Origin of the sequence: Nitratireductor luteus (genome assembly GCF_026162365.1) — a bacterium.
GTDB lineage: Bacteria > Pseudomonadota > Alphaproteobacteria > Rhizobiales > Rhizobiaceae > Chelativorans > Chelativorans luteus.
Window position 1 is genome coordinate 1 of sequence record NZ_JAOANW010000029.1, and the last position, 21337, is coordinate 21337.

A 21337-nucleotide genomic window follows, 5' to 3' on the forward strand; every position below is an offset into this window, starting at 1 on the left:
CCAGCCCGCGCAGTTCCGCCAGCGACAAGCCTTCAAGAGAATCATTCGATAATAGAGCCACGCAAAGCGTGAATCACAAACGCGCTCGCATGCAAACCCCCATTGCCCGGAAATTTGCCCCGGTTACGACCGAAGGGCCCTAACCTTCTGATTTCTAACGTGTCGCCAGCTCAAGCAGCGGAGGGACGGAACCGATCACTCGTGGGACCTCACTCGCCCAGACGGGAAGGCTTCGGCGCGAGCTGGAGCAGATCGGTCCATTCATTGTGGTTGGAAAGTGACTCCGGGAACATGGCGAGGCGGCTGAGAACGGCTTCCCGCTTCGCTTCCAGATCGGCTCCGAGCCGATCAATATGCTCAAGCTTCTTGAGTAGTTGCGGAATGCCGCGCTCACACGGTCCTGCGCCCTCGTCGGAGAGGCGGGCAGCCATTGCTCGGACCTCTCGTAGTCCCCCGACGGAGCCGGATCGCTGTCCATGAACATGGAAGACGGCAGGAATGGAAAACAGCGCGTAGCCGGCGTCGAGCATCACCCGAAACCAAGAGCCAGTTTATGTTCGCGTCCATCCAGAGGGACGCGCACGCAGGTTTCGGAACACTGAAGAGGTTCGCCGTCGATCACAGCGGACCAGGCACCTGAGCCGCTTCCCCTCGAATTGTCGACGCGAATGTCGAACCGGGTGCCGTCCACCCGCACAACGGCCTCGAACCCCGGCCAGGTTGCTGGAATACGTGGGTCGACGAGGAGGAATGCCCCCTCGCGCCGAATGCCCAGGATGCCCTCAATGCCGGAACGGTACATCCAGGCGGCGGAGCCGGTGTACCAGGTCCATCCGCCCCGGCCGACATGCGGCGAGACGGAATAGACGTCGGCGGCAACGACATAGGGTTCGACCATGTAGCGTTCGGTCTCCTCATGGGTAAGCGCGTGGTTGATCGGGTTGAGCAGCGCGAACAGATCGTGTGCCTTGTCGCCCGCACCCGATTTTGCAAAGGCCAGGATCGCCCACATGGCCGCATGGCTGTACTGGCCGCCATTCTCACGCAGACCCGGCGGATAGCCCTTGATGTAGCCCGGGTCGTGCGGCGTCTTGTCGAAGGGGGGCGTGAACAGAAGCGCCATGCCGTCTTCACGGCGAATGAGATGCTTTTCCAACGATGCCATCGCCGTTGCCGCCCGCGCCGGGTCGGCGGCGCCCGACAGGACGGCCCAGGACTGGGCGATGGAGTCGATCCGGCATTCTTCGCTGTCCTTCGAGCCGAGCCATGTGCCGTCGTCGAAGGTCGCGCGGCGATACCACTCGCCGTCCCATGCTTGCCCCTCGAGCGCCTCGCGTAAGGAGGCTGCGTGAGCATGCCAGCGTTCGGCTCGGTCTGCATCACGACCCTCCGCCAGGGGCGCGAAGAGCTCGATGGTACGCAACAGCAGCCAGCCGAGCCAGACGCTCTCGCCCTTGCCGCCTTCGCCGACGCGGTTCATGCCGTCGTTCCAGTCGCCCGTGCCCATGAGGGGCAGGCCGAGCTTGCCGGTGAGTTCCAGGCACTGGTCGAGGCCACGGGCGCAGTGCTCGAACAGGGAGGCGGATTCGGCCGACTCTGTGGGGTGGAAGAATGCGTCGTGTTCGCCAGGTCCAAGCGGCGGACCGTCGAGAAACGGGACGGTCTCGTCCAGAACCGCGGCATCCCCCGAAGTATTCACATAAGTCGCAGCCGCGAATGCGAGCCAGACACGGTCGTCCGAGATCCGCGTGCGTACGCCTTGCCCCGATTGAGGCAGCCACCAATGCTGGACATCGCCTTCGACGAACTGTCGACCGGCCGCGCGCAGGAGATGGCGCCGCGTCTCTTCAGGCCTCGCCAGCGTCAAGGCCATGCCGTCCTGAAGCTGATCGCGGAAGCCGTAGGCGCCGCTCGCCTGATAGAAAGCCGAGCGCGCCCATATGCGGCAGGCGAGCGTCTGGTACAGGAGCCAGCCATTGAGCATGATGTCCATCGCGCGGTCCGGCGTCTTGACCTGGACCGTCTGCAAAAGGCTGGTCCAGTGATCCGTCACCTCCTGGAGAACGGCATCGAGATCGGCCGCGCGATATCGCGCAAGCAGCGCCTGGACCTCATCCTGCGAGCCGCACTGCCCGAGGAACGAGACAATTTCGACGGTCTCACCCGCGCCGATCTCGATGGTCTGCTGCAGGGCCGCGCAAGGGTCGAGGCCAGCGCCGGTGGTCCCGGATAGCGGGAGCTGGCCGGTGAGGGCGTGAGGCGCCGAAGGGTTGCCGTAGCGGCCAAGGAACTCGGTTCGGTCGGCCGTCCACGCGGTCTGCTGCCCGCCAAGATCGGCAAAGGCGATGCGGCTGGACGAATTGATGCTCCATGGATTGCGCGCCAGCATCGCGCCAGTGGCCTCGTCAATCTGCGTCACCAGGAAGGGCGCCGTGGCGCTGCGCGAGGTACCGAGCACCAGATCCGCATAGCTCGTGACCGACAGGCGGCGCGGTCGGCCGGAAAGGTTTCGAAGGGTCAGGCGCGATATCTTGATGGGGTCGGACAGAGGTACGTATTGCAGGAGATCGAGCGCGATGCCGTTCGCCTCGTGCTCGAAACGGCTGTAGCCGAAACCGTGGCGCGAAACATAGGTGGCGCTGCCGCGAATTGGCTGCGCAGTCGGGCTCCATAGATCGAGCGTCTCTTCGTCGCGGATGTAGATCATCTCGCCGCTCGGATCGACGACGGGATCGTTCGACCATGGCGTGAGCTGGTTCTCGCGGCTGTTTTCTGCCCAGGTGTAGCCGCTTCCCTCCGCGGAGACCTGAAAGCCGAAATCGGGATTGGCGATCACGTTGATCCATGGCGCGGGTGTAACCGCGCCGCCGTCGAGGATCGTCACATATTCCCGTCCGTCCTTGTCGAAGCCTCCGAGCCCGTTGAAGAACTCAAGCGGCGGCGTGTGCGGCGCAGAAGGCTCGAATTTCCGCCGCACAGGCTTTTGCAGGAGAGAGACCGAAGGGGCATTGACGGATGGGCCTGGCAAACGATCTAGTTGCTCGGCGATCGATCCACGACGTGCCGAGCATGTGACTCGGGCAATCGAACGGAGCCGGTCTCGCGCCTCGGCGCTCATCAGATCCGCGCGAAGGGTGAATACCGCGCCTTGCGCCAGTTCCAGTCCGAAGCGCGGCCGCGATTGACTGCTGCGCACGGCGGTCTCGATGGCGATCTGCAGGTCCTGCGTATAGGAGGATGCACGCTCGTTGATAATCACCAGGTCGACGGCGAGGCTTTTCATGCGCCAATATTCATGAGCGCGCAGCAACTGGCGGACCTGGGCCATGTCTTCCGGGTCGTCTATGCTGAGCAGGACGATCGGCAGGTCGCCGGAAATGGCGAGATGCCAAAGGCCCGATTGCGAGCCGGCACCGCGGACAATCTTGTCGGACGGAGCCCTGTAGCGAGGGTCGGCGTAGAGGATGGGCGCCGCCAGACGCTGAAAATCGGCCGCTTCTCCGGCATCGATATCAAGATGGCGAAGTTGGACCTGCCCTTGGGTCCATGCCAGCGTCCTGGCGCGTTCGAACGCGCTGCGGTCGTGGTGTTTGTCGATCATATCCATGAGCTCGGCACGCGATGATGCGACGACGGTCCAGTAAGCGATACGCGCGACCTTTCCCGGCGCGATCCTCACGCGCTGGCGCAACGAAAAGACCGGATCGAGAACCGTACCCACCGTATTCGAGAGTGAGCCTCCTCCTGCAACGGCGGCCGCCGTGCCTATCGAGCGACTGCGCCCGACGAACTTGGTTCGATCGGTCTCGTATTGCGGATCGGCGATGAGCTCGCCTTCGACCACGGCGAGATGGGCAGCCCATACCTGTGCTTCGGCGTGCGAGCGCAGGCGCCGCGTTGCAATGAGCGCACCGTATCCGGCAAGATGTTCAGTCTGCACGAACATCTTGGAGAACGCCGGATGCGCCACGTCGGCGGCCGGCGGCGCCAAAACGATTTCGGCGTAGGAGGTTACTTCGATCTCGCGCGGCCGTCGCCCTCCATTGCTCAAGGAGACGCGGCGTACCTCGCAATCGTCCTCGCCGGAGACCAGAACATCCATCGTAGTCGTCAGATTGCCATCGCGGCGGATGAACTGGGCGCGATCCTCGTCGAAGATGACCTCGCGATTTTCCCCTTCGATGCCGAGCGGCTGGGCGCCGGCAGACCAGATCTCGCCGTTCTGGACATCGCGCAGGAAGATGAACGAGCCCCAATCGTCGCGGGTGGCGTCCTCACGCCAGCGCGTGACGGCAATGTCGCGCCAGCGGCTGTAGCCCGCACCGGCGGCCGTCAGCATCACCGCGTAGCGGCCGTTCGACAGCAACTGGGTGACCGGAGGGCCTGCCGTGGTGGCGGTAACGCGGCGCGAGGCCGGGATTTCGGTATCCGCCGTGGCCGGGGATACCTTGACCTCTTCGGCCTTCGGATGGCCGATTGCGACGTTACGTGGCATGCGCTCCTGCAACAGGAGCTCGCAGGCCTGGATCATCGGCTCGCGATGGAAACGGGCACGCATCTCGCCATCGTGAAGCGTGTTGGCGATCGCGACAATGGTCATGCCCTGATGGTGAGCCATGGAGGTGCGGACAATGGCGACATTCTCCTTCTCCGGAAGCCGCGACCGCGTGAAATCCAGCGCCTCGAAGAAGCCATAGCGGCCGCTGGCGCCCATTTGCGCGAGGCGGGCGTAGTTTTCTCGCGCGCTCTGGGGATCGACCATCGTCGCAAGTCCCGTCGCATAGGGAGCGATCACCGCATTCTCTGAAAGACCGCGCTTCAGACCGAGACCTGGAACCCCGAAATTGGAGTACTGATAGGTCAACTCCATATCGCGCGCGTTGTAGGCGGACTCGGAGATCCCCCATGGAATGCCGAGCGACCGCGCGTAAGCCTGCTGGCGCTCGACCACCAGCCGGTTGGTCTGTTCAAGCAGGCTGCCAGCGGGGGCACGCATGACAAGCGAAGGCATCAGATATTCGAACATGGAGCCGGACCACGAAATCAGCGCCGAAGCATTCCCAAGCGGCGTCGCGGACCGGCCCAGGCGAAACCAGTGCCGTGTCTCGACATCGCCTTTGGCGATGGCGAAGAGGCTTGCAAGCCGGGCTTCCGAGGCGAGCAAGTCATAGCAGCTCGGATCGAGGCTATCGTCGTGGAGGGAATAGCCGATCGACAGCAGTTTGCGTTCGGGATCGAGAAGGAAAGCAAAGTCCATCGCCAGCGCCATCTCGCGCGCTTCCGTGGCAAGCGCCTGCAATCGGTCTTTCAGGACCGGATCAGCGTCCCGGTCGCGCGCATGTTCTACGACGGTCGTCTTGACGGCCTCGATCCAGAAGGCGAGATCCGGGGCGCTGTCTTCGATTTCCGTCGGAACTATATCGCGCGCTGTGGCGGCAGCTTTGTCAGCCAGGCGCGTCAGCACGGGGGACAACGCGTCGAGCGTCTGCGGACCGTTCAACAGGGCTTCGATGTCATCAAGCATCATGGAGAGCTGGGCTTCGCGGTGGTTCCCGGACAGGGCATCGAGCGCTTGACGTGCAAGTTGGGTACTGTCCGTCATGCCGAGCCGGGCATTTGACGCAATGCCATCGTTCACCCACGCCTCGCATGCGTTGGCGAGTACGATCAGATGTCCGGCGAGGTTTCCGCTGTCGACCGACGAGATGTAGGCGGGTTCGAGGACACGCAGGTCCTGCGTCGCATACCAGTTGAAGAAATGGCCGTTGTGCCGTGCGAGCTTTCGCATGGTTCCCAGCGTGGCTTCCAGCCGCTCCACGGTCTCGGCCGTACCGGCCCAGCCGAAGTCGCGGGCGGCCACCGCGGAGATGAGGTAGAGCCCGATATTGGTGGGCGACGTTCGATGCGCGACGACAGGCTTCGGATCCTCCTGGAAATTGTCCGGGGGCAGCATGTTGTCTTCGGGCGTCACAAAAGTCTCGAAGAAGCGCCAGGTCCGACGCGCGATGAGGCGCAGTTCAGCCGCATCCGGATCGGAAACCGCAAGGCGCGGTCCCGCCTTCGGCGACCGGCTCGCCCACAAGGCGAACGCCGGTGCGGCCAGCCACAAAAAGGCAAAGGGCAGTACAAGCGGCCAGGACGAAGGCGACAATGCAACGGCGCCCACGGCCAACACAAACCCAAGCAGCGTGCCGGATGCCATGCGGCGATAGAAACCGGCGAAGTTCAGGCGTGGGCTTCCCTTGGATTGCGCGGCCGTGGTCCATTCCAGCAGATGGCTGCGGGACCCGAAAATTCGCGCCAAGGTTCTGACGATGGCGTCGCCCATTCGCCACGCTTGGTCGGGCAGGAAAACGATGGAAAGGATGCTCTGGACGGCTGCAAGGCGCAGATCCGCAGCAAGCGTTGCGAAGTGATTGCGCAAGCGAATGCCGGCGCGATGTGGCACGAGGGTGAAGAAAATCGGCAGGAATGAAGGGACCGCGACGGCGGCAAGAAGGAGCAAAGTTCCCGTCACTGCGGCCGGAAGCGGCATCAACCATGTGAGGCCGAGCGCCAGGAGCGTGAACGGCGCCAGAAGCGACCGCCGCAGATTGTCCAGCATCTTTCCGCGGCCGATTGATGGAAGCGCAAGGTGTCCTCTTCGCAGTCCCGTCACCCAGGGAAGAAGCTGCCAGTCACCGCGCGTCCAGCGATGCTGGCGTTTGGCGGCGACGTCGTATCGGGATGGGAATTCCTCGATCACCTCGACATCGGAAGCAAGGCCCGCGCGGGCGAACACGCCCTCGAAGAGATCGTGGCTGAGCATGGTGTTCTCCGGCACGCGGCCGGACAGTGACGCCTCGAAGGCGTCGACATCGTAGATGCCCTTGCCGGTATAGGTGCCTTCGCCGAAGAGATCCTGATACACGTCCGAGGCGGCAGACGCGTAAGGATCAATGCCGCCGGGGGCGGAGAAAACGCGCTGGTAGAAGGATCCCTCCCGGCCGACCGGAAGCGAGGGCGTGACGCGCGGCTGGAGAATGCCATAGCCATCGACGACACGTTGCTCGGCATGGCTGAAGCGCGGACGATTGAGCGGATGCGCCATCTTGCCGATCAGGCGGTGCGCGGCATCGCGCGGCAGCCGCGTGTCGGCGTCCAGCGTAATGACGTAGCGCACATTTGCGGGCACCTGTGGCGGCCGCCCGCCTATGGACATGAAGGTGGTGTCGTCGGCGCCGCGCAGAAGCCGGTTGAGTTCGTGCAGTTTTCCGCGCTTGCGTTCCCACCCCATCCACTTGCCTTCACCCGCATTGAAGATGCGGCGCCGATGCAAGAGGAGGAAGCGGCTTCCGCCGGGAGCCGGTTCGTGACGTTGGTTCAAACGGGCGATCGCCTCGGCGGCACTATCGAGCAGCCGGGCATCCTGCTCCGTGCACTCCTGATCGGCATCGGTCCCGTCCGTAAGAAGAGCGAAGACGAGGTCGCCGCCGGCGCCGGAAAGGTGGTGAACCTCGAGCCGCTCCACCTGCTCCAGAAGATCGGCTTCACTGGTTAGAAGCGTCGGCACAGCGACGAGCGTCCGCATGGATTCCGGAACGCCCTGCTTGAGCGCAAGACCGGGCAGGATCGTCGCGCCGAAACTCCAGGTCATCGCGCGGTTGACCAGGGCGGTCGCCGCCTCGGTCGCAGGGAAAAATCCGATACCGGCGAACAGCACGAGCCAGCCGGTGTCGAGGCCGGAGCGCGAAAGCGCCCACAGCGCGATGGCCAGCAACATCGCCGCGACAAGCAGGATCGATCCGATATAGCCGCCAATGCCGAGGCGCGTGTTGAAGCGGCTGATCCGCAGCCGCGGGGGCGGCCGGAACCGGATCGCCCGCTCAAGTGCCGCGCGGCCTTGGGCGATAAGGTGGTAGCCGGGATCTCCGGCGCGCTCCGCGCCGGCTGCATCGTCGGCTACAGCCGCCGCTTGGCGTGCAGCATTGAGCGCGTGATCCACGATCGCGAGTTCAGAACAAGAAGACCCACGGGCCAGTTGCTCGATCGCGTTCCTGTAAAGGTCGCGGGTTGGGAAATCCATGCAGGCAAAGGAGCTCTGCGCCTGCAGCCGCTCGTCGACCAGACTCACGCTCTCGAACAGCTCGGCCCAGTCGATATCGGAAATTAGCCGCATGCTGGTGACGATATTGCGCACCGTGACGTTGGAGGCGCCCTGCCTTTGCTGGGCATGCTGCACCACAGCATCGACCGACACGCCCTGCAGCGCAAGGCGCTCCTCCAGCCATCCGAGCGCGGGCGTCGTTGTCGGATCCTGGTTTCTCAGTTGCTTGGCCAATTGCGCGGCAAAAAGTTCGGACAAGGGCTCCACCGAGCGCGAGGCGATGTCCGTTTCGAGCGCGGTTTTACCGCTGCCTGACAAGAGAAGCCGTTCGGCCAGCGCCGCAGCCTCCGTCCGCGCCGTGCGTCCGACGGTCATCTGATCGGCCAATCTGCGCAAGTTCTCGACAAGGACGATGCGCAGCGTGATCGCCACCGCCCACAGCTCGCCGATCGTCAGGGGCTGGACCCGCTGATAGGCGACGAGAAACCGCCGCAGCTTCTCCCGGTCGAAGAGGCTGTCGGTATGCGCGACAAAGGCCCAGGCAAGTCCGAGAACCCTCGGATAACCCGCTAGCGGACCTTCGCTCAGTTTCGGCAATTGACGATAATAGCCGGGAGGCAGGTCATCCTTGATCTCGCGAATCTGCTCCTCGACCAGATGATAATTGTCCAGCAGCCACTCCGCGGCCGGGACTACGCCCCTGCCGCTCTCCAGCTCCGTCGCACTTGCCCGGTAGGCGGCGAGCAGAACGGCGGCGTTATCGTTGAGTCTCGTGTGGAGGGACAGGACGGTGGGCGGCCTGCCGGTTACCGGCTGCGCAGCGGCGAGGCTTTGCGCATGCTGCTCAAGCCGCTCAACACTGAAAAGCTCCTCCCTCACCGGCGCCCCGTCATTCCATGGCGGTGACGAAGAGCGAAGCCCGAGGAGGCGATGGATACCGTTCAATGAGTGCCTTTCCAGCCGATGCGACTGCGCCGGAATCGGCGAATTTTTTTGAGGACCCTTCCCGCAGGGCCAGGCTCGGGCACAAGGATCAACGAACCCGCGCGACCGATTACAGGGCAGCAGTCAGTACCGCCACTCAGATTGCAGTGGCAGGTCGCCAGCGACATCCACATGCGTAGAGTTGCTTGCTGGCGGCAACTCCTTTTCACAGAAGCGAAGGCTGAGAAGCCTCCCGTCGTCGGTCAGAAGATGGAGATCCTCGCGGCCGAATATGGGTGCACCAGCGAAGCCGCTCAAATCGCCCTTCGGCGCTATATGGGCAGTAGCGGACACGGCAACGTTCGATTGCTGTCGCCTCAACATGCCGGATCTCATGGAGTGTTCTTTTCTGCGGCCGGTGTAGAGAGCCAGCCGCACCCGTATATAGTCTCTCCGACAGTCGAATAACAGGAGTGCCAGATATTCTTCTCGGTGCCGGCGGGTTTGCCGCTTGCCATTATCCTTCCGGCTTGTGCTCCGTGTACATGCGCCAAAAAAGGAAGGAACCGGCAAGACTCACGCGTCGAGTGGCGACCGGCAACACGAGGAACGCGATTGCATCAAGACAGGGGCAGACAAGGCGGCTGCACAAGATTCAGAATGTTCAATATGGTCCGAACTGGCGGCGCAGCGGAAATTGCGCTGAACGCCGACGAAACGACGTCAGGACCGGTTCGAACGCCGCGGCAACCACGCTTATTACAATGGCCATCGCGGCTCGGGTCAAATACACTGGGGCGTTGCCAATGCACCCGTCGCCGGATTCGAGAGCGACACTTGGTGGCGGATAGCGTAGAGGAAGGGTGGCGCCTTGCCTCCCCTGCCGGTATTGGGCGCCCCCAGATCGGATCCGCCGCGAACATGATCGACTTTGAGAATATGGAAGACGCGCAGACGCTTGCGCAGGCGATCGTCAATACGATCCCCGAACCCTTCGTTATGCTCGACGACCAATTCCGCGTGCTAGCGGCCAACCGGTCTTTCTACCACACGTTCAAGGTCGATGCCGAACAGACGCGCGACCGCGTCCTCTACACGCTGGGCCAGGGTCAGTGGGATATTCCCACCCTTCGCGTCCTCCTGGAGACGATCATTCCCGAGCGAACGGCCATGAATGGATTCGAGGTCGAACATGACTTCCCCGGCATCGGACGCCGCACCATGCTGCTGAACGCCCGGCAAGTCATCTATGGCGACAATGCAACCAAAACGATCCTCCTCGCCTTCCAGGACATTACACCTCGCCGGGCGATCGAGCGCGAGAAGGAGGATCTCCTCAGACGCGCGGAAGAGCTTCTGCACGAGAAAGACGTTCTGCTGCAGGAAATTCAGCATCGCGTTGCCAATAGCCTCCAGATCATCGCCAGCATATTGCTGCTGAAGGCGCGAGCCGTCACCTCCGAGGAAATACGCAATCATTTGCAAGATGCGCACCAGCGCGTGATGTCGGTCGCCGAGGTGCAGCGGCACCTCCATCTCGCCGAAGGAATCGACCAGATCGACGTCGGCTCCTACTTGACGAAGCTATGCGGCAGCCTGGTGGCCTCGATGGTCGCAGAAAATCAGCCCATCACGGTCAGGGTCATGGCGGACAAGGGACGTATCGGCTCCGACAAGGCCGTCGGCCTCGGCCTCATCGTCACCGAACTCATCATCAACGCGATCAAGCACGGCTTTCCGACCAGCAAGGCCAAGGGACTGATCCTCGTCACCTATGAGGTGGACGGCGAGGACTGGAAGCTGACCGTCTCCGACAACGGTGTTGGAAAAGACACCGCTGAAGCGGCCGGAAAGAGCGCCGGGCTGGGAAGCGCCATCGTCGAAGCCCTTGTGAAGCAGCTCGAAGCACGCATGGAAACGACAAGCAGCCCTGCTGGTTTGAGCGTGTCGATCGCAAGGCCATTGTGGCACTCGCTCGCCGACCCGCCGTCATCATGATGCATCGTATGTGGAGTGACGGCACTGAATTCCGTTGGACAAGGGAACGCTGGCCTGCTGCCAACTGACCAGTCCGCAAACACCGAAAAACAAAGTTCCGCCGACCAGCCGAAAGATGTCCTTCCCGGGGCAATGGGTGAGGTGAATTGGCAATAGGTCCGGTACCGGTCCACATACCAGGATCAGGACGCAGCTCAGATTGTTCCGCCTCATCCGATCGATAGGGCGTTAGCGATGGTCGAGGCGGATGGCTTTTATCGTCAGTTCAAAGTAAGGACCTCAAGGTCCTCGCCACCGGTCGCCGTGTGGCAGGCGATACACCCGCTGTCCATTCCCTTGGCGACGCGGCCGGCAAGGTGCATCCCGGCCTCGTTCTGATCAAGCTCGCCGTCTGGCAGATATTTGGCCCAGAACCAGTTCTGGTTCTCCGGGTCGTATCCTTCCTCGCGCTTGAACATGATAGTGATCGCGTCGAGGTTGCCGATCGGGTCGTCATACACGGCATCGATCGAATCGCTGGCATGGTTGCGCTTGACGACAAGGCGGCCCGTATGACCGGCTATAGTGGCTGTTGTGGCCAGGACCTCTTGCACGGTTCCATGCGGATCGCTGCCTTCAAACGGACGAACCTTGATCGTGTCGTCACCCACCAGACGCGCTTCTTCCATAACGCGCCATAGCGTTTCGGCATAGCCGATGCTGTCAGGGTCGCCGAAAGGCGCTTCCTGCGCCTTGATCTGGGACGTGTTACTCGCGACGGCTGTCAGCGCAACACCGGCAGCAATCGCCAGACCAGTTGCTACAGTACGTTTCATGTCATCCTCCCAGTTGTTCTTTTGGCAATACCCGGAGTGTAGCGAGGATGATGCGCGCCACCAGTCACGATTACTCAACACCATGTGAGGCAAGGCGCGCCGCCAGCCTTCGCCGATGCTGTCGGGCAACTGCGTGACGCTCTCGGCGAAATATTTGACGGCAACAATCCGCCCGCTGCGGCCGAGGCGGCGTCGGGGGTCTTCTCTACGAGCATGCGCAGGTTCATCATGTCGTCGGTCATCGGTGCTTCCTTCGAATCAGGTTGGTGTTCGCAACCCGACCCTTACCGAAGAACATCGATGACCGCCCGCTACGCCGCTCGCTCGCTTCGGCGCTGTTGAGGGCGCGCTCCCAAGCGGCTTCGCTACCGCCGAGCTACACCATCCCGCGGGACACGATCCAATCTCTGGGTTGGCATCAGGCTTCCTCGTTGTGAACGAGGCATCCTGTAGACTGACTGAGTTGTCGTTCGAACGCCACAACTTCGCCGATCAGTGCGGGATATCGGCCAGCGGCCCGCCCCTTTGACCGCTGAAAGCTGACTTGAGCGCGGCGAACTGGGCATCATCCGCCTCGTTGGAGACGAAAAGGCAAACCCGCCAGCCACCCCCAAGAACATTGCCCGGAATGTAGGTCGAGGCCGCGACGGTCAGGCCCGACACACCAACACCGTCGATCTCGCCCTTGTCGAAGCGATAGGCAAGCGAGGCTTCACAGGTGCCGTTGTCGTGATCCTCGCCGATCCAGCAGGGGCAGAGGACGAACGCGCGCGCGGGAGGGGCGCGGCGCCAGACAGGGGCCTTCTCAGTGTATCAAACCAGGGCCGAAAGCCGTTCTGCCGTCTCGGGCATGCGTTTCAAACTTGCCTTGATCCGGTCACGCCAGCGAGGACCACGCGACAGCGCGTCCTCATAGGCTTCCGCGAGCTCGTCTGGACGGTCCTCGGAAAGAACCGCGATTAGGAACTCGGCCTGGGCCCGGTCCTTTCGAGCCTTCAACTGATCTGGCCCGCCATGGCGCCGATCGGCCACGATCAGCTTGTGAATCGCGAACCGCTCGGGCCTCGGCACCTGGACCAGAACGCCGGAGCGGTAGAGAGCAACCGCATGAATCGGGTCCGCGATCAGAAAGTTCAGGTAGTTCAGGGCCTGGGCACTCACCCCCAATGCAGGCAGCGGCTTGACCTTTTCGTCGCCGAAGGCCGGTGTCAGGAACTCTACCATTGCCTCCGAGTGGCTCTGCCGCCATTTCCAAACCTGTCGATCGGTTATTCCGGGAACCGGGTCGAACTTGAGAAACTTGAGGATATCGGCAGGGTTCTTTTCGACCTTGTCTTCCAGAACAACCGAGAGGCGCTCGAAACTGGCGAAATCAATGTCGGCGGTTTGGGCCAGTTCCTCGTAGTCCATGCGCACCCCGAGGTCGCCCTGGTAGAAGCTGTAGGCCGATGTCCCCACGAGTGTGCCACCAAGCCGGAACACCCCTGCCCGAGAAAAAGCGAGGAGTAACGAGCCGGTCTCGCGATCGGTCGTGATGAAGCCTTCGGCCCGGAGCGTCTTGGTAAGCCTCGCCATCCGCTTCCGGCGCGCGTCCGCGTCGGCTTTCAGCGCTTCCGCGCGTTCCAGGCGCGCACGCAGCTCCGCCTTGTCTTCGCCGAGATACCGGCTCATCATCTCGGTCCCGATCCGGAAGCGCTCGTAGAGATAGGTTCGTCCGTTGCGCTGTCGCTCTTCGATGGTGCCAATCAGGCTGGAGGCCCGTTCGTCGAGATGAAGACGCAGCAGGTCCTGATACGCCACTACGGCCGGACGACTGTGAGCTACGATTTCCATGTCTTTCCATCTCTCGCTACGTGTGCATCAAATAATATATTGCTGCACACGGATTCAAGTGTGCATCAAAAAAATTATTGATGCACACATCAATCCCTCCGGGAGACATGCTGCGTCATCCGACAGGTGGAGAAAAACCTTTGGTGCAAATTGCCGTTGCGCTGCCTTGCTCGATCCAGCCGTCGACAGCACAAAACGCCAGCGACCGATTCTGGCCATCCGGTTTTCCGGATGGGAATAGGACGCAACGTGATCGCGCCATCAGGGCCGATCGTCAGCCCGGAGGGGCCGGAAAGCCCATCTGCGAAAATGGTGCGATTACCGGCAGGATCGATGCGTGAGACACGGCCCGCCCCCCATTCGGCCACGAATAGGTTCCCCGCAGCGTCGAAGGCCATGCCAACCGGCGAACTGAAGCCGTCCCAGAGCTTTTCAGGTGTGGCCGGATTTGCGCATGCGACAGTCGGAGCTGCAATCGGGGAGCCGGAAATCGTGATGAGTGCGAGAGCGCAGGCGGCAGTCAGGGAGCGAAGAAAGTTCATCATGCCGCTCCCTCCTGCTGGGCGGGAAACCGGGCGGCGAATACTTCCTTGGCCGCAAACAGCCCGTTGAGCGCCGCAGGAAAGCCGGCATAGACGGCCATCTGCATGATGATCTCGGTGATTTCGTCCCTGGTCAGCCCGACATTCAGGGCCGCTTCTATGTGGACCTTCAGTTGCGGGGTTGCGGTTCCCATCGCGGTCAACGCCGCGACGGTGGCGATTTCTCGCGCGCGCAGATCGAGACCGGGGCGGCTGTAAATGTCGCCAAATGGGAACTCAAACACGTAGTTGGCGAAGTCGGGGGCAATGTCCGCCAGAGCTGCAATCACATTGTTGCCGGCCTCTCCGTCGATTTCAGCGAGTGCCCGCTTGCCGCGCTCCAGCCGGCTTTCGTCGACGTTCGGGGATTGGTGCGTCATAGTCTTTCATCCTCTGATCCTTGCCCGCATATCCGGCAATCTTGGTGTCGAGGACGAGAAGGCAGGCTTGCAGTTTGGCCACATGCGTACGGACACGCTCGCGGTGCTGTTCGAGCAACGCGCTGCGCTCCGCTTCCGTACCGACGCCCTGCTCCCGCAAGGCTGCGTAGCGCAACATCTCCCGAATAGGCATCCCGGTCGTTTTGAGACGGCCGAGAAATTCTATCCAGATCAGGATTGATGCGTCGTAGTCACGTTGGCCCGATTGGTTCCTGTCGGCATGAGGAAGCAATCCGATCCGCTCATAATAACGGATGGTGTGGGCAGACAGTCCCGAACGCTTCGCCAGCTCGCCAATCTTCATGAACGCCCTTCTTTCGTCACGACGCACAGGAAGCTACGGCTTAGAGTGCACTCTAAGTCAAGAGGCCGTGTCGCGGAAATTCTAACCGTCGCGACCGATCGACTGCCTTTGATGTCCAAGGAACATCTGTTGCAGATCAGACGCAAAACGCGAGATTCCGCCGCTGATCTTTCTGCGAAGTCCAGCAAGCGCGCCTGATATCAGCTTTCGAGAGGAACGCACCAATCAGACAGTCCGGAACCGCCTGCGGTTTCTAGGCGCCAGATTGATCTGCTTCAAGGGTAGCCGCCCACGTCGATAAAGACCTGGAAGCCCTTGAGGAACAGCCCGGCGAAGCCGGCAAGCACGTTCCACACCAGCGCCAGCCTCAGTTACACCACGCTACGGGACACGATCAATACCTGAGCCAATCCGTGCGCACGGCCTAGGTTTACGCAAGCTGTGCGCGGCCCTTGAGCCACTCAATCAGGCTTCGGAGATGAGCGGGTAGTAGTCGGCGTTCCAGGAAAACAGCGAACAGAGCCTTGTCGAGGGGAAGAAGACCTTCAAGCGGGACCTCCACGCCTGCTCCCAATGCAAGATCGCGTGGCAGATACGCGAGCCCTAGACCAACCCTTACCCCTGCGGCTGCCACCTCAAGGTCATCAATACGGTGCACCACATTGGAAGGCCGGATTGGTGCCATACCTGCAAATCGCCAAGGCTGACCGGTATAAATGGTGGGCAGCATATTGAGCGTTGAAAGGGAGACTGCCTCCCCCTTTTCTCGGAGGTCATCCGCCAGAGCCCCTCCCGCGCAAATGACATAGGGGATGTCCCAGAGTCTGACCGCAACGAGTGAGGAATCGTCGAGGGGCCCGACCCTAAACGCAATATCGATGTTGTCACGTATGAAGTCGAGCGGACTGTTTGTGGTTGTCAGGTCAAGCGAAATGCCTGGATGCTCGCCGAGAAACGCAAGCAAATCGTCCCCCAACCGACCTCGTGCGGCCAAAGGCGGTGCTGTCGCTCTGATCGCGCCGCCGGCCGGCATGCGCAACCGCACCGCTTCGGCCAACGCCTCGATAGGCGCCTCCGAACGATCGAGTACAAGCCGGCCAAATGCAGTCAGTCTCAGTTTGCGTGTTGTTCGTTCAAGAAGCTTGGCGCCGAACTTACGCTCGAGATCGCCAATGCGTCTGCTCACGGTGCTAAGTGGCAGACCCAACTCAAGGGCGGCATTTGAAAAACTGCCCGCCTTTGCGACGGCCACGAACAGAGCCAAGTCGTCCAGCATCTCATATACGGGATAATCAATTCGGAAACGGTGAATTATCCTAGCCACTTAGAGGAGGTAGAACAAGACCTTCATTTTTTGAAAGGTGGTTAGGATGAACGCCCATGTCGTGCTGTCCGAACTCGGTGGCCCCAAAGTGCTCACCTTTGTGCCGGCGCCAGAACTTTCGCCCGGACCGCAAGAGGTTCTGGTTCGCAACGCCGCAAGCGGCGTCAACTTTATTGATACAATCATCCGGCGCGGCGCCTTGCCGACAGGCGCGATGCCGGCTTTGCCGCACATACTGGGGGTTGAAGGGTCAGGCGTTGTGGAGGCCATTGGCGCTGATGTCGAAGGGTTTGTCCAAGGCGATCACGTCGTCTGGATGGGTGGCATTGGCGCAGGCGGATATGCGACCCATTCAGTCCTGAGCCCGAAGTCCCTGGCCAAGGTTCCGAAAAATTTGGACCTCCAACTATCCGCTGCGCTTCCCGTAGCAGCGGTAACGTCATGGCAAATTCTGGTACGGGTCGCCCGAGTCAAAGCAGGAGAAACCGTCCTTGTCAGGGGCGCCGCAGGAGGGGTGGGCACAATGTTAATTCAACTGGCCAAACACCTCGGAGCCCAAGTCATTGCCATCACGAGCAGTTCCAAACGGGATTTTGCACTGGCCGCCGGCGCCGACCATGCGTTGTCTCACGCCGACGGTCCGTTGAAGGAGGAAATCCTCCGGTTGACCGATGGCCGAGGCGTCGATGTCGCCTGCAATCCGGTGTCTGGCGGCACAATCGCAGAGGACCTGCGATGTCTCGCTCCTTTTGGTCGAATCGTCATTTTCGGCTTTTTGGCCGGTGAGCCAAAGGGGGCGTTTTCGCCAGACCTAGTGCAGCATTTTGGCAAGTCAGTCAGCATCCATGTGTCCGACGTATATACTCTCTTCAACACTGCACCCACGGAGTTCATCGCCGCACTCAATGAAGTTGTCGGACTTTATGCCAACGGTGTTCTTCGTCCGAAGGTTCATGGGAGCTTTCTCTTGTCGGAGGCCTGGCGCGCCCATGAATTGATCGAGACGTCCAAGGTGATGGGCAAGCTCCTGATAGAAATGCCATCATGACCTGAGGCGCGGATCACCTCCGGTATGAAGGGTGTCCTGGAACGGCTCGCTCATTGCAGTTCTTGTAGACCATGACCTGTCAGAAGGTAGCTCGAAGCAAGGCTGGCTGCATCGGCGGTCACGAGTTTGACCATGGCGGCGCCGGCGCTTTCCCCGGTGATCGGGGGGCCGTTCGACTTGCGATACATCTCGAGAAATTCTTCGACGGACTGACCGGCGCGTGCAGCGTATGCGCGTATCGCTGTCTTGCCGACGTCGGTCGATGGTGCAAATCGACCGTCGTGAACGTGAGACCAAGGCCACCGCGCTTCGCCTGGTCCCGCGCGTACGCGGTGATGAAACGCTGCGTAGCCTTTGCGCCGGCGTAACCGCCGCTGAGGGGCGACCCTGCCAGCGCGGCGCCGCTACTCACGACGATCACTCTGCCGCCGGGCCGCATCGGTTTGAGCAAGGCCTCCCGCAACATATGGAAGGTGATCCGGACGTCGGCCTCCCAGCTGTACGTCTGATCAATCTGAAAGGGAGCGGCCGATCGTCGCCCGTTGTCCCGCTCCGACGCCGGAACCGCCGACGCCAAAGCAAGGCTAACCTGGTTGCCGGCCTTCCAGGCGCAGCGTTCCCCTCCCTGGCAAGGCCAGACTGGCTAGCGAACCGACGAGGCTCGACCTGGCCGGCACCGCGCTCATTGCCGGTTTTTCGCTGGCAATCGTATGGGGTCTCATGCGCGGTCCTGAGGTGGGCTGGGATGCGCCCGAAGTGATCGCCGCAATCATAGGGGCGGTCGTCCTCCTGGCGGGCTTCGTCGCGCGGCTGTGTCTTGCCGCCGAACCTCTCAAGGGCGACAGCCGCGACGCCGAAGTGATAGCCTCGGCCTTGCGCACTGATCGGCGGTGCTTCCGGCTGGGCTGCCCGACCGGAAGGTGGCCATCGTTTCGGTGACGCCGCGCCTCACCGACCCTGGGTATCTAAGCGCCGCACCGTTATGGTAGATCGCCGCTGCGTCGCACTGCCGCCGAACGTGCTCGCCGACGCCTAGGCGATCAGGGCAAGGCTCAGCGATGAACTGAGCGATCTGCGGCGGCGAGAAACGGCGGGCATCGACATAGCCGTCGGTCCGGAATACGCCACCGTCCACACGCACGAACAAGTATTCATGGCGGCGGACCCAGAGGCTGAACAAGACCGATGCGAACGACGCTGATGGCCTGGCACATCTGGCCGAGGTCGGCTTCTACCGAGAGGTTCGGGTCAAAGGTTTCGACAGTATGCTGATCCGCACGCTGATCACCGCGCGGCGCCAGCTTCTTAAGATGCGTTTGCAGATATCCAACCAAATCCGTAGGTTGATGAAGACGTTGGCCTCGTCGTGCCCAAGGGCGCCAGCAGCGTGTTCGAGTGCAACGTTCGCGACGTTCTGCAGGACGAAGAAAAGCTGGCGCGCATATCCGACACCAGACAGCAGAGCTGAGCAAGCAGCTGGCCGCGATAGCGCGTGAGGACCAGCACTGCCGTCTGCTCATGTCGGTGCCCGGTGTCGGCACCGTCACAGCCACCGCCTTTGCCGCGGCCGTGGAGGATCCGGAACTTCAGGAACTCGCGCACATGCATGTGAACAAGGCGACAGTCGCACTGGCGGCGAAGATCGCCCGGATCGTTTGGGTGATCTTGAGCAAGCCCGGAGCGACCTACCTCAAGGTGCCCTCACAAGGTTGATACACCCATATAGCCTCCGGGAAACCGGCCGCCTCACCGATTTCTCCAAGCAACTGGTTGGGCGTAAGAATCTTCGACATAGAGGAATTATAGAACAACAGAAGAACGTTTGGTATGGATTTATGCTTGTTTCATACCATAGTTGTGGATGGTTATGCTGCATGCAGTTCTGATCGCGCCGGTCACGATTATGCGCTAAATCGTATAATATCGTTTTATGGAGAATAGCGCATATTTCCTGATTATGCGTCAAATACGATATTGTATTTTTATCGGAATCGGGTCATAATCGCCAAATGATCGATTTGGCACGCAATCCGAAGCAGGTCGGAAACATCGTACAGCGCGCCCGCAAAAAGCAGGGCCTTAACCAGACGGAGCTCGGCACCAAAGCCGGTCTGCGGCAGGAAACCATTTCCCTGATCGAGACCGGCAATCCGGCGGCGAAACTGGAGACGATCCTGGCCGTCCTCGCCGCCCTTGATCTGGAGTTCAGGATCGTCCCGCGCTCAAAAAGCCGTCCCTCGGACATCGAGGACATATTCTGATGGCGCGTCGGCGCACGTATGAGCCGCTCCGCGTTTACCTCAACAACCGCCTGGTCGGGTTTTTGAACAAGGAAACGAGCGGCGCGATCAACTTCCAGTACGATCAAAGCTGGCTCGAATGGGAGCATGCTCTCCCCATTTCTTTGTCCCTGCCCGTGCGGGAAACAGCTTTCCGGGGCGAGCCGGTCGTCGCCGTGTTCGAGAACTTGCTGCCCGACTCCGACGTCCTCCGCCGCCGCGTCGCCGAAAAAGTAGGCGCGCGCGGAACTGATGCTTACAGCATGCTCGCAGCCATCGGCCATGACTGCGTGGGGGCGCTACAATTTATCGCCGGTGACGATGAGGCCATAGACGCAACCGGCACGATCAAGGGCGAGATCGTCGATGACGAAGCCATCGACAAACTGCTGCGCGGCCTCGCACAAGCACCGCTTGGCCTAAGCCGTGACGACGATTTCCGGATATCGATCGCCGGCGCGCAGGAAAAAACCGCCCTGCTCTGGCACGATGGAAAGTGGCTCAAGCCGCACGGTACGACCGCTACGACACATTTGTTCAAAACCCAGATCGGAACATTGCCGAACGGCATCGATCTGTCCAACAGCGTTGAAAACGAACTCTACTGCCTGAAATTCATCGAGGCATTCGGCCTTGCAGTCAACGCCGCCGAGATCAGAACCTTCGGCGAAACCAAAGCACTCGTGATAGAGCGCTTCGATCGCCGCTGGACCTCGGATAGCAGGTTGCTGAGACTGCCGCAGGAAGACTGCTGTCAGGCTCTCTCTGTTCCCCCGACGCTGAAATACCAAAGCGACGGCGGCCCAGGCATGGTCGCCATCCTCGATCTTCTGAAAGGCAGCGACACACCCGCGCAAGACCAGGCCGCTTTCATCAAAGCGCAAATTCTGTTCTGGCTTCTTGGCGCGACCGACGGCCACTCAAAGAATTTCAGTGTCTTCCTCGGGCGTGGCGGCACGTACCAGCTGACTCCATTCTACGACGTGCTGACGGCGCAACCGAGCCTCGACTCCCATCAAATCCAGCGCAAACAGATGAAGCTGGCGATGTCAGTCGGCAAGAGCCGTCACTACCCCATCAACCAAATCCATCCTCGGCACTTCATTCAAACAGGCGCTGAAGCCGGCTTGCCGAAATCTCTCGTCCTTGATGCAATCGAGGAAATTGCTGCGAAAGCAAGCGGTGCGGTTGCATGGATCGAAAAGTCTCTGCCGAAGGATTTTCCTGCCTTCATTCACGAGTCGGTTACCGTGGCGGTCGCTGACCGGCTACGCAGCATGACTATATCGCCGAAATCAGGAAGGACAATCTGGTCGGGACTTAGGGGCCGTTCATTTTCCGAGGACCGCTAGCCACGCCTCCACCGGCGTCATACACTCGCACCCATCGTCCCCGACACTTACTGCCGTTGCGGCGGGATGGGAGGCTTTCAGCAGCCCACATCCGGCGCTCGCTTCAAGCGATAGCGCTTTGTTCGGACCACCAATGTTTCACGAGGATGACGAAAGCGATGTAATGCCCACCTGATCCAGAATTCGGCGGGAGTGTTCCAAACGAGGAAATGGACGTCAAAGTAGCGCTTCTGTAATGGGCCTTTGCTCGTCAAGTCCCTTCGAGTGATTATCACGCCGCCAGGATCATGCTTCTGTCCGTGGTCAGCACGAAGACTGCCACACTATGCCATCAGATCCAGAGCCGGCAGGTC

Annotated in this window: 13 protein-coding genes and 3 pseudogenes; 7 read left to right on the forward strand and 9 right to left on the reverse strand. The window is 61.2% G+C overall.

Annotated features, from left to right (window positions below):
- Positions 1 to 209: 209 nt before the first annotated feature.
- Positions 210 to 530 (reverse strand): hypothetical protein, encoded by a 321-nt coding sequence (locus N1058_RS23580; RefSeq protein WP_265520029.1) that lies wholly within the window; start codon positions 528 to 530, stop codon positions 210 to 212.
- Positions 530 to 9031, reverse strand: a complete 8502-nt coding sequence (locus N1058_RS23585; RefSeq protein WP_265520030.1) for a GH36-type glycosyl hydrolase domain-containing protein — start codon at positions 9029 to 9031, stop codon at positions 530 to 532. Before N1058_RS23585 ends, N1058_RS23580 begins: the two co-directional genes overlap by 1 nt.
- A 900-nt stretch (positions 9032 to 9931) precedes the next feature.
- Here N1058_RS23585 and N1058_RS23590 point away from each other — a divergent pair.
- Together N1058_RS23590 and N1058_RS23595 are read left to right on the forward strand one after the other, a co-directional pair.
- Entirely contained in the window at positions 9932 to 11008 is a 1077-nt protein-coding gene (locus N1058_RS23590) for a sensor histidine kinase (protein ID WP_265520040.1), read from the forward strand.
- Positions 10966 to 11076, forward strand: a pseudogene (locus N1058_RS23595) (IS110 family RNA-guided transposase); the annotation flags it as partial. The gene N1058_RS23590 and the pseudogene N1058_RS23595, both read left to right, overlap by 43 nt.
- A gap of 192 nt (positions 11077 to 11268) precedes the next feature.
- Here the strand turns inward: N1058_RS23595 and N1058_RS23600 are convergent.
- From N1058_RS23600 to N1058_RS23630, 7 genes and pseudogenes are all read right to left on the reverse strand, one after another.
- Positions 11269 to 11952 (reverse strand): hypothetical protein, encoded by a 684-nt coding sequence (locus N1058_RS23600; RefSeq protein ID WP_265520031.1) that lies wholly within the window; start codon positions 11950 to 11952, stop codon positions 11269 to 11271.
- Positions 11953 to 12315: 363 nt separating this feature from the next.
- Positions 12316 to 12573, reverse strand: a pseudogene (locus N1058_RS23605) (DUF1326 domain-containing protein); the annotation flags it as partial.
- 63 nt (positions 12574 to 12636) lie between these two features.
- Positions 12637 to 13656, reverse strand: a complete 1020-nt coding sequence (locus tag N1058_RS23610) for a nucleotidyltransferase family protein (protein ID WP_265520032.1) — start codon at positions 13654 to 13656, stop codon at positions 12637 to 12639.
- Positions 13657 to 13745: 89 nt separating this feature from the next.
- On the reverse strand, positions 13746 to 14198 hold the full coding sequence (locus tag N1058_RS23615; RefSeq protein ID WP_265520033.1) for a hypothetical protein: 453 nt from the start codon (positions 14196 to 14198) through the stop codon (positions 13746 to 13748).
- Positions 14198 to 14617 (reverse strand): carboxymuconolactone decarboxylase family protein, encoded by a 420-nt coding sequence (locus N1058_RS23620; RefSeq protein WP_265520034.1) that lies wholly within the window; start codon positions 14615 to 14617, stop codon positions 14198 to 14200. Before N1058_RS23620 ends, N1058_RS23615 begins: the two co-directional genes overlap by 1 nt.
- Positions 14553 to 14981, reverse strand: coding sequence for a MerR family transcriptional regulator (locus N1058_RS23625; RefSeq protein ID WP_265520035.1), 429 nt, complete (start codon positions 14979 to 14981; stop codon positions 14553 to 14555). Before N1058_RS23625 ends, N1058_RS23620 begins: the two co-directional genes overlap by 65 nt.
- A 430-nt stretch (positions 14982 to 15411) precedes the next feature.
- The gene (locus N1058_RS23630) at positions 15412 to 16245 is read right to left on the reverse strand and encodes a LysR family transcriptional regulator (RefSeq protein ID WP_265520036.1); all 834 of its coding nucleotides are present in this window, start codon (positions 16243 to 16245) and stop codon (positions 15412 to 15414) included.
- A gap of 106 nt (positions 16246 to 16351) precedes the next feature.
- Here N1058_RS23630 and N1058_RS23635 point away from each other — a divergent pair, with 106 nt between their 5' ends.
- The 5 genes and pseudogenes from N1058_RS23635 to N1058_RS23655 all read left to right on the forward strand — a co-directional run bounded on the left by N1058_RS23635 (position 16352) and on the right by N1058_RS23655 (position 20984).
- Positions 16352 to 17353: a quinone oxidoreductase family protein gene (locus N1058_RS23635; RefSeq protein WP_265520037.1), complete on the forward strand. Its 1002-nt coding sequence runs from the start codon at positions 16352 to 16354 to the stop codon at positions 17351 to 17353.
- A gap of 720 nt (positions 17354 to 18073) precedes the next feature.
- Complete coding sequence (locus N1058_RS23640) at positions 18074 to 18292, forward strand: hypothetical protein (RefSeq protein WP_265520041.1); 219 nt, start codon at positions 18074 to 18076, stop codon at positions 18290 to 18292.
- A gap of 236 nt (positions 18293 to 18528) precedes the next feature.
- Positions 18529 to 18956: pseudogene (locus N1058_RS23645) on the forward strand (transposase); the annotation flags it as partial.
- A gap of 406 nt (positions 18957 to 19362) precedes the next feature.
- A complete protein-coding gene (locus N1058_RS23650; protein WP_265520038.1) occupies positions 19363 to 19614 on the forward strand; it encodes a helix-turn-helix domain-containing protein in 252 nt (83 codons plus the stop codon).
- Positions 19614 to 20984, forward strand: a complete 1371-nt coding sequence (locus N1058_RS23655) for a type II toxin-antitoxin system HipA family toxin (protein ID WP_265520039.1) — start codon at positions 19614 to 19616, stop codon at positions 20982 to 20984. The genes N1058_RS23650 and N1058_RS23655 overlap by 1 nt, the downstream gene beginning before the upstream one ends.
- Positions 20985 to 21337 lie beyond the last annotated feature (353 nt).

What these genes read in the sequence shown, in the direction of transcription:
- N1058_RS23580 (WP_265520029.1), bottom strand. Translation starts at nt 530, where the DNA reads ATGCTCGACGCCGGCTACGCGCTGTTTTCCATTCCTGCCGTCTTCCAT.
- N1058_RS23590 (WP_265520040.1), top strand. Translation starts at nt 9,932, where the DNA reads ATGATCGACTTTGAGAATATGGAAGACGCGCAGACGCTTGCGCAGGCG.
- N1058_RS23610 (WP_265520032.1), bottom strand. Translation starts at nt 13,656, where the DNA reads ATGGAAATCGTAGCTCACAGTCGTCCGGCCGTAGTGGCGTATCAGGAC.
- N1058_RS23615 (WP_265520033.1), bottom strand. Translation starts at nt 14,198, where the DNA reads ATGAACTTTCTTCGCTCCCTGACTGCCGCCTGCGCTCTCGCACTCATC.
- N1058_RS23620 (WP_265520034.1), bottom strand. Translation starts at nt 14,617, where the DNA reads ATGACGCACCAATCCCCGAACGTCGACGAAAGCCGGCTGGAGCGCGGC.
- N1058_RS23625 (WP_265520035.1), bottom strand. Translation starts at nt 14,981, where the DNA reads ATGAAGATTGGCGAGCTGGCGAAGCGTTCGGGACTGTCTGCCCACACC.
- N1058_RS23635 (WP_265520037.1), top strand. Translation starts at nt 16,352, where the DNA reads ATGAACGCCCATGTCGTGCTGTCCGAACTCGGTGGCCCCAAAGTGCTC.
- N1058_RS23640 (WP_265520041.1), top strand. Translation starts at nt 18,074, where the DNA reads ATGCGCGGTCCTGAGGTGGGCTGGGATGCGCCCGAAGTGATCGCCGCA.
- N1058_RS23650 (WP_265520038.1), top strand. Translation starts at nt 19,363, where the DNA reads ATGATCGATTTGGCACGCAATCCGAAGCAGGTCGGAAACATCGTACAG.
- N1058_RS23655 (WP_265520039.1), top strand. Translation starts at nt 19,614, where the DNA reads ATGGCGCGTCGGCGCACGTATGAGCCGCTCCGCGTTTACCTCAACAAC.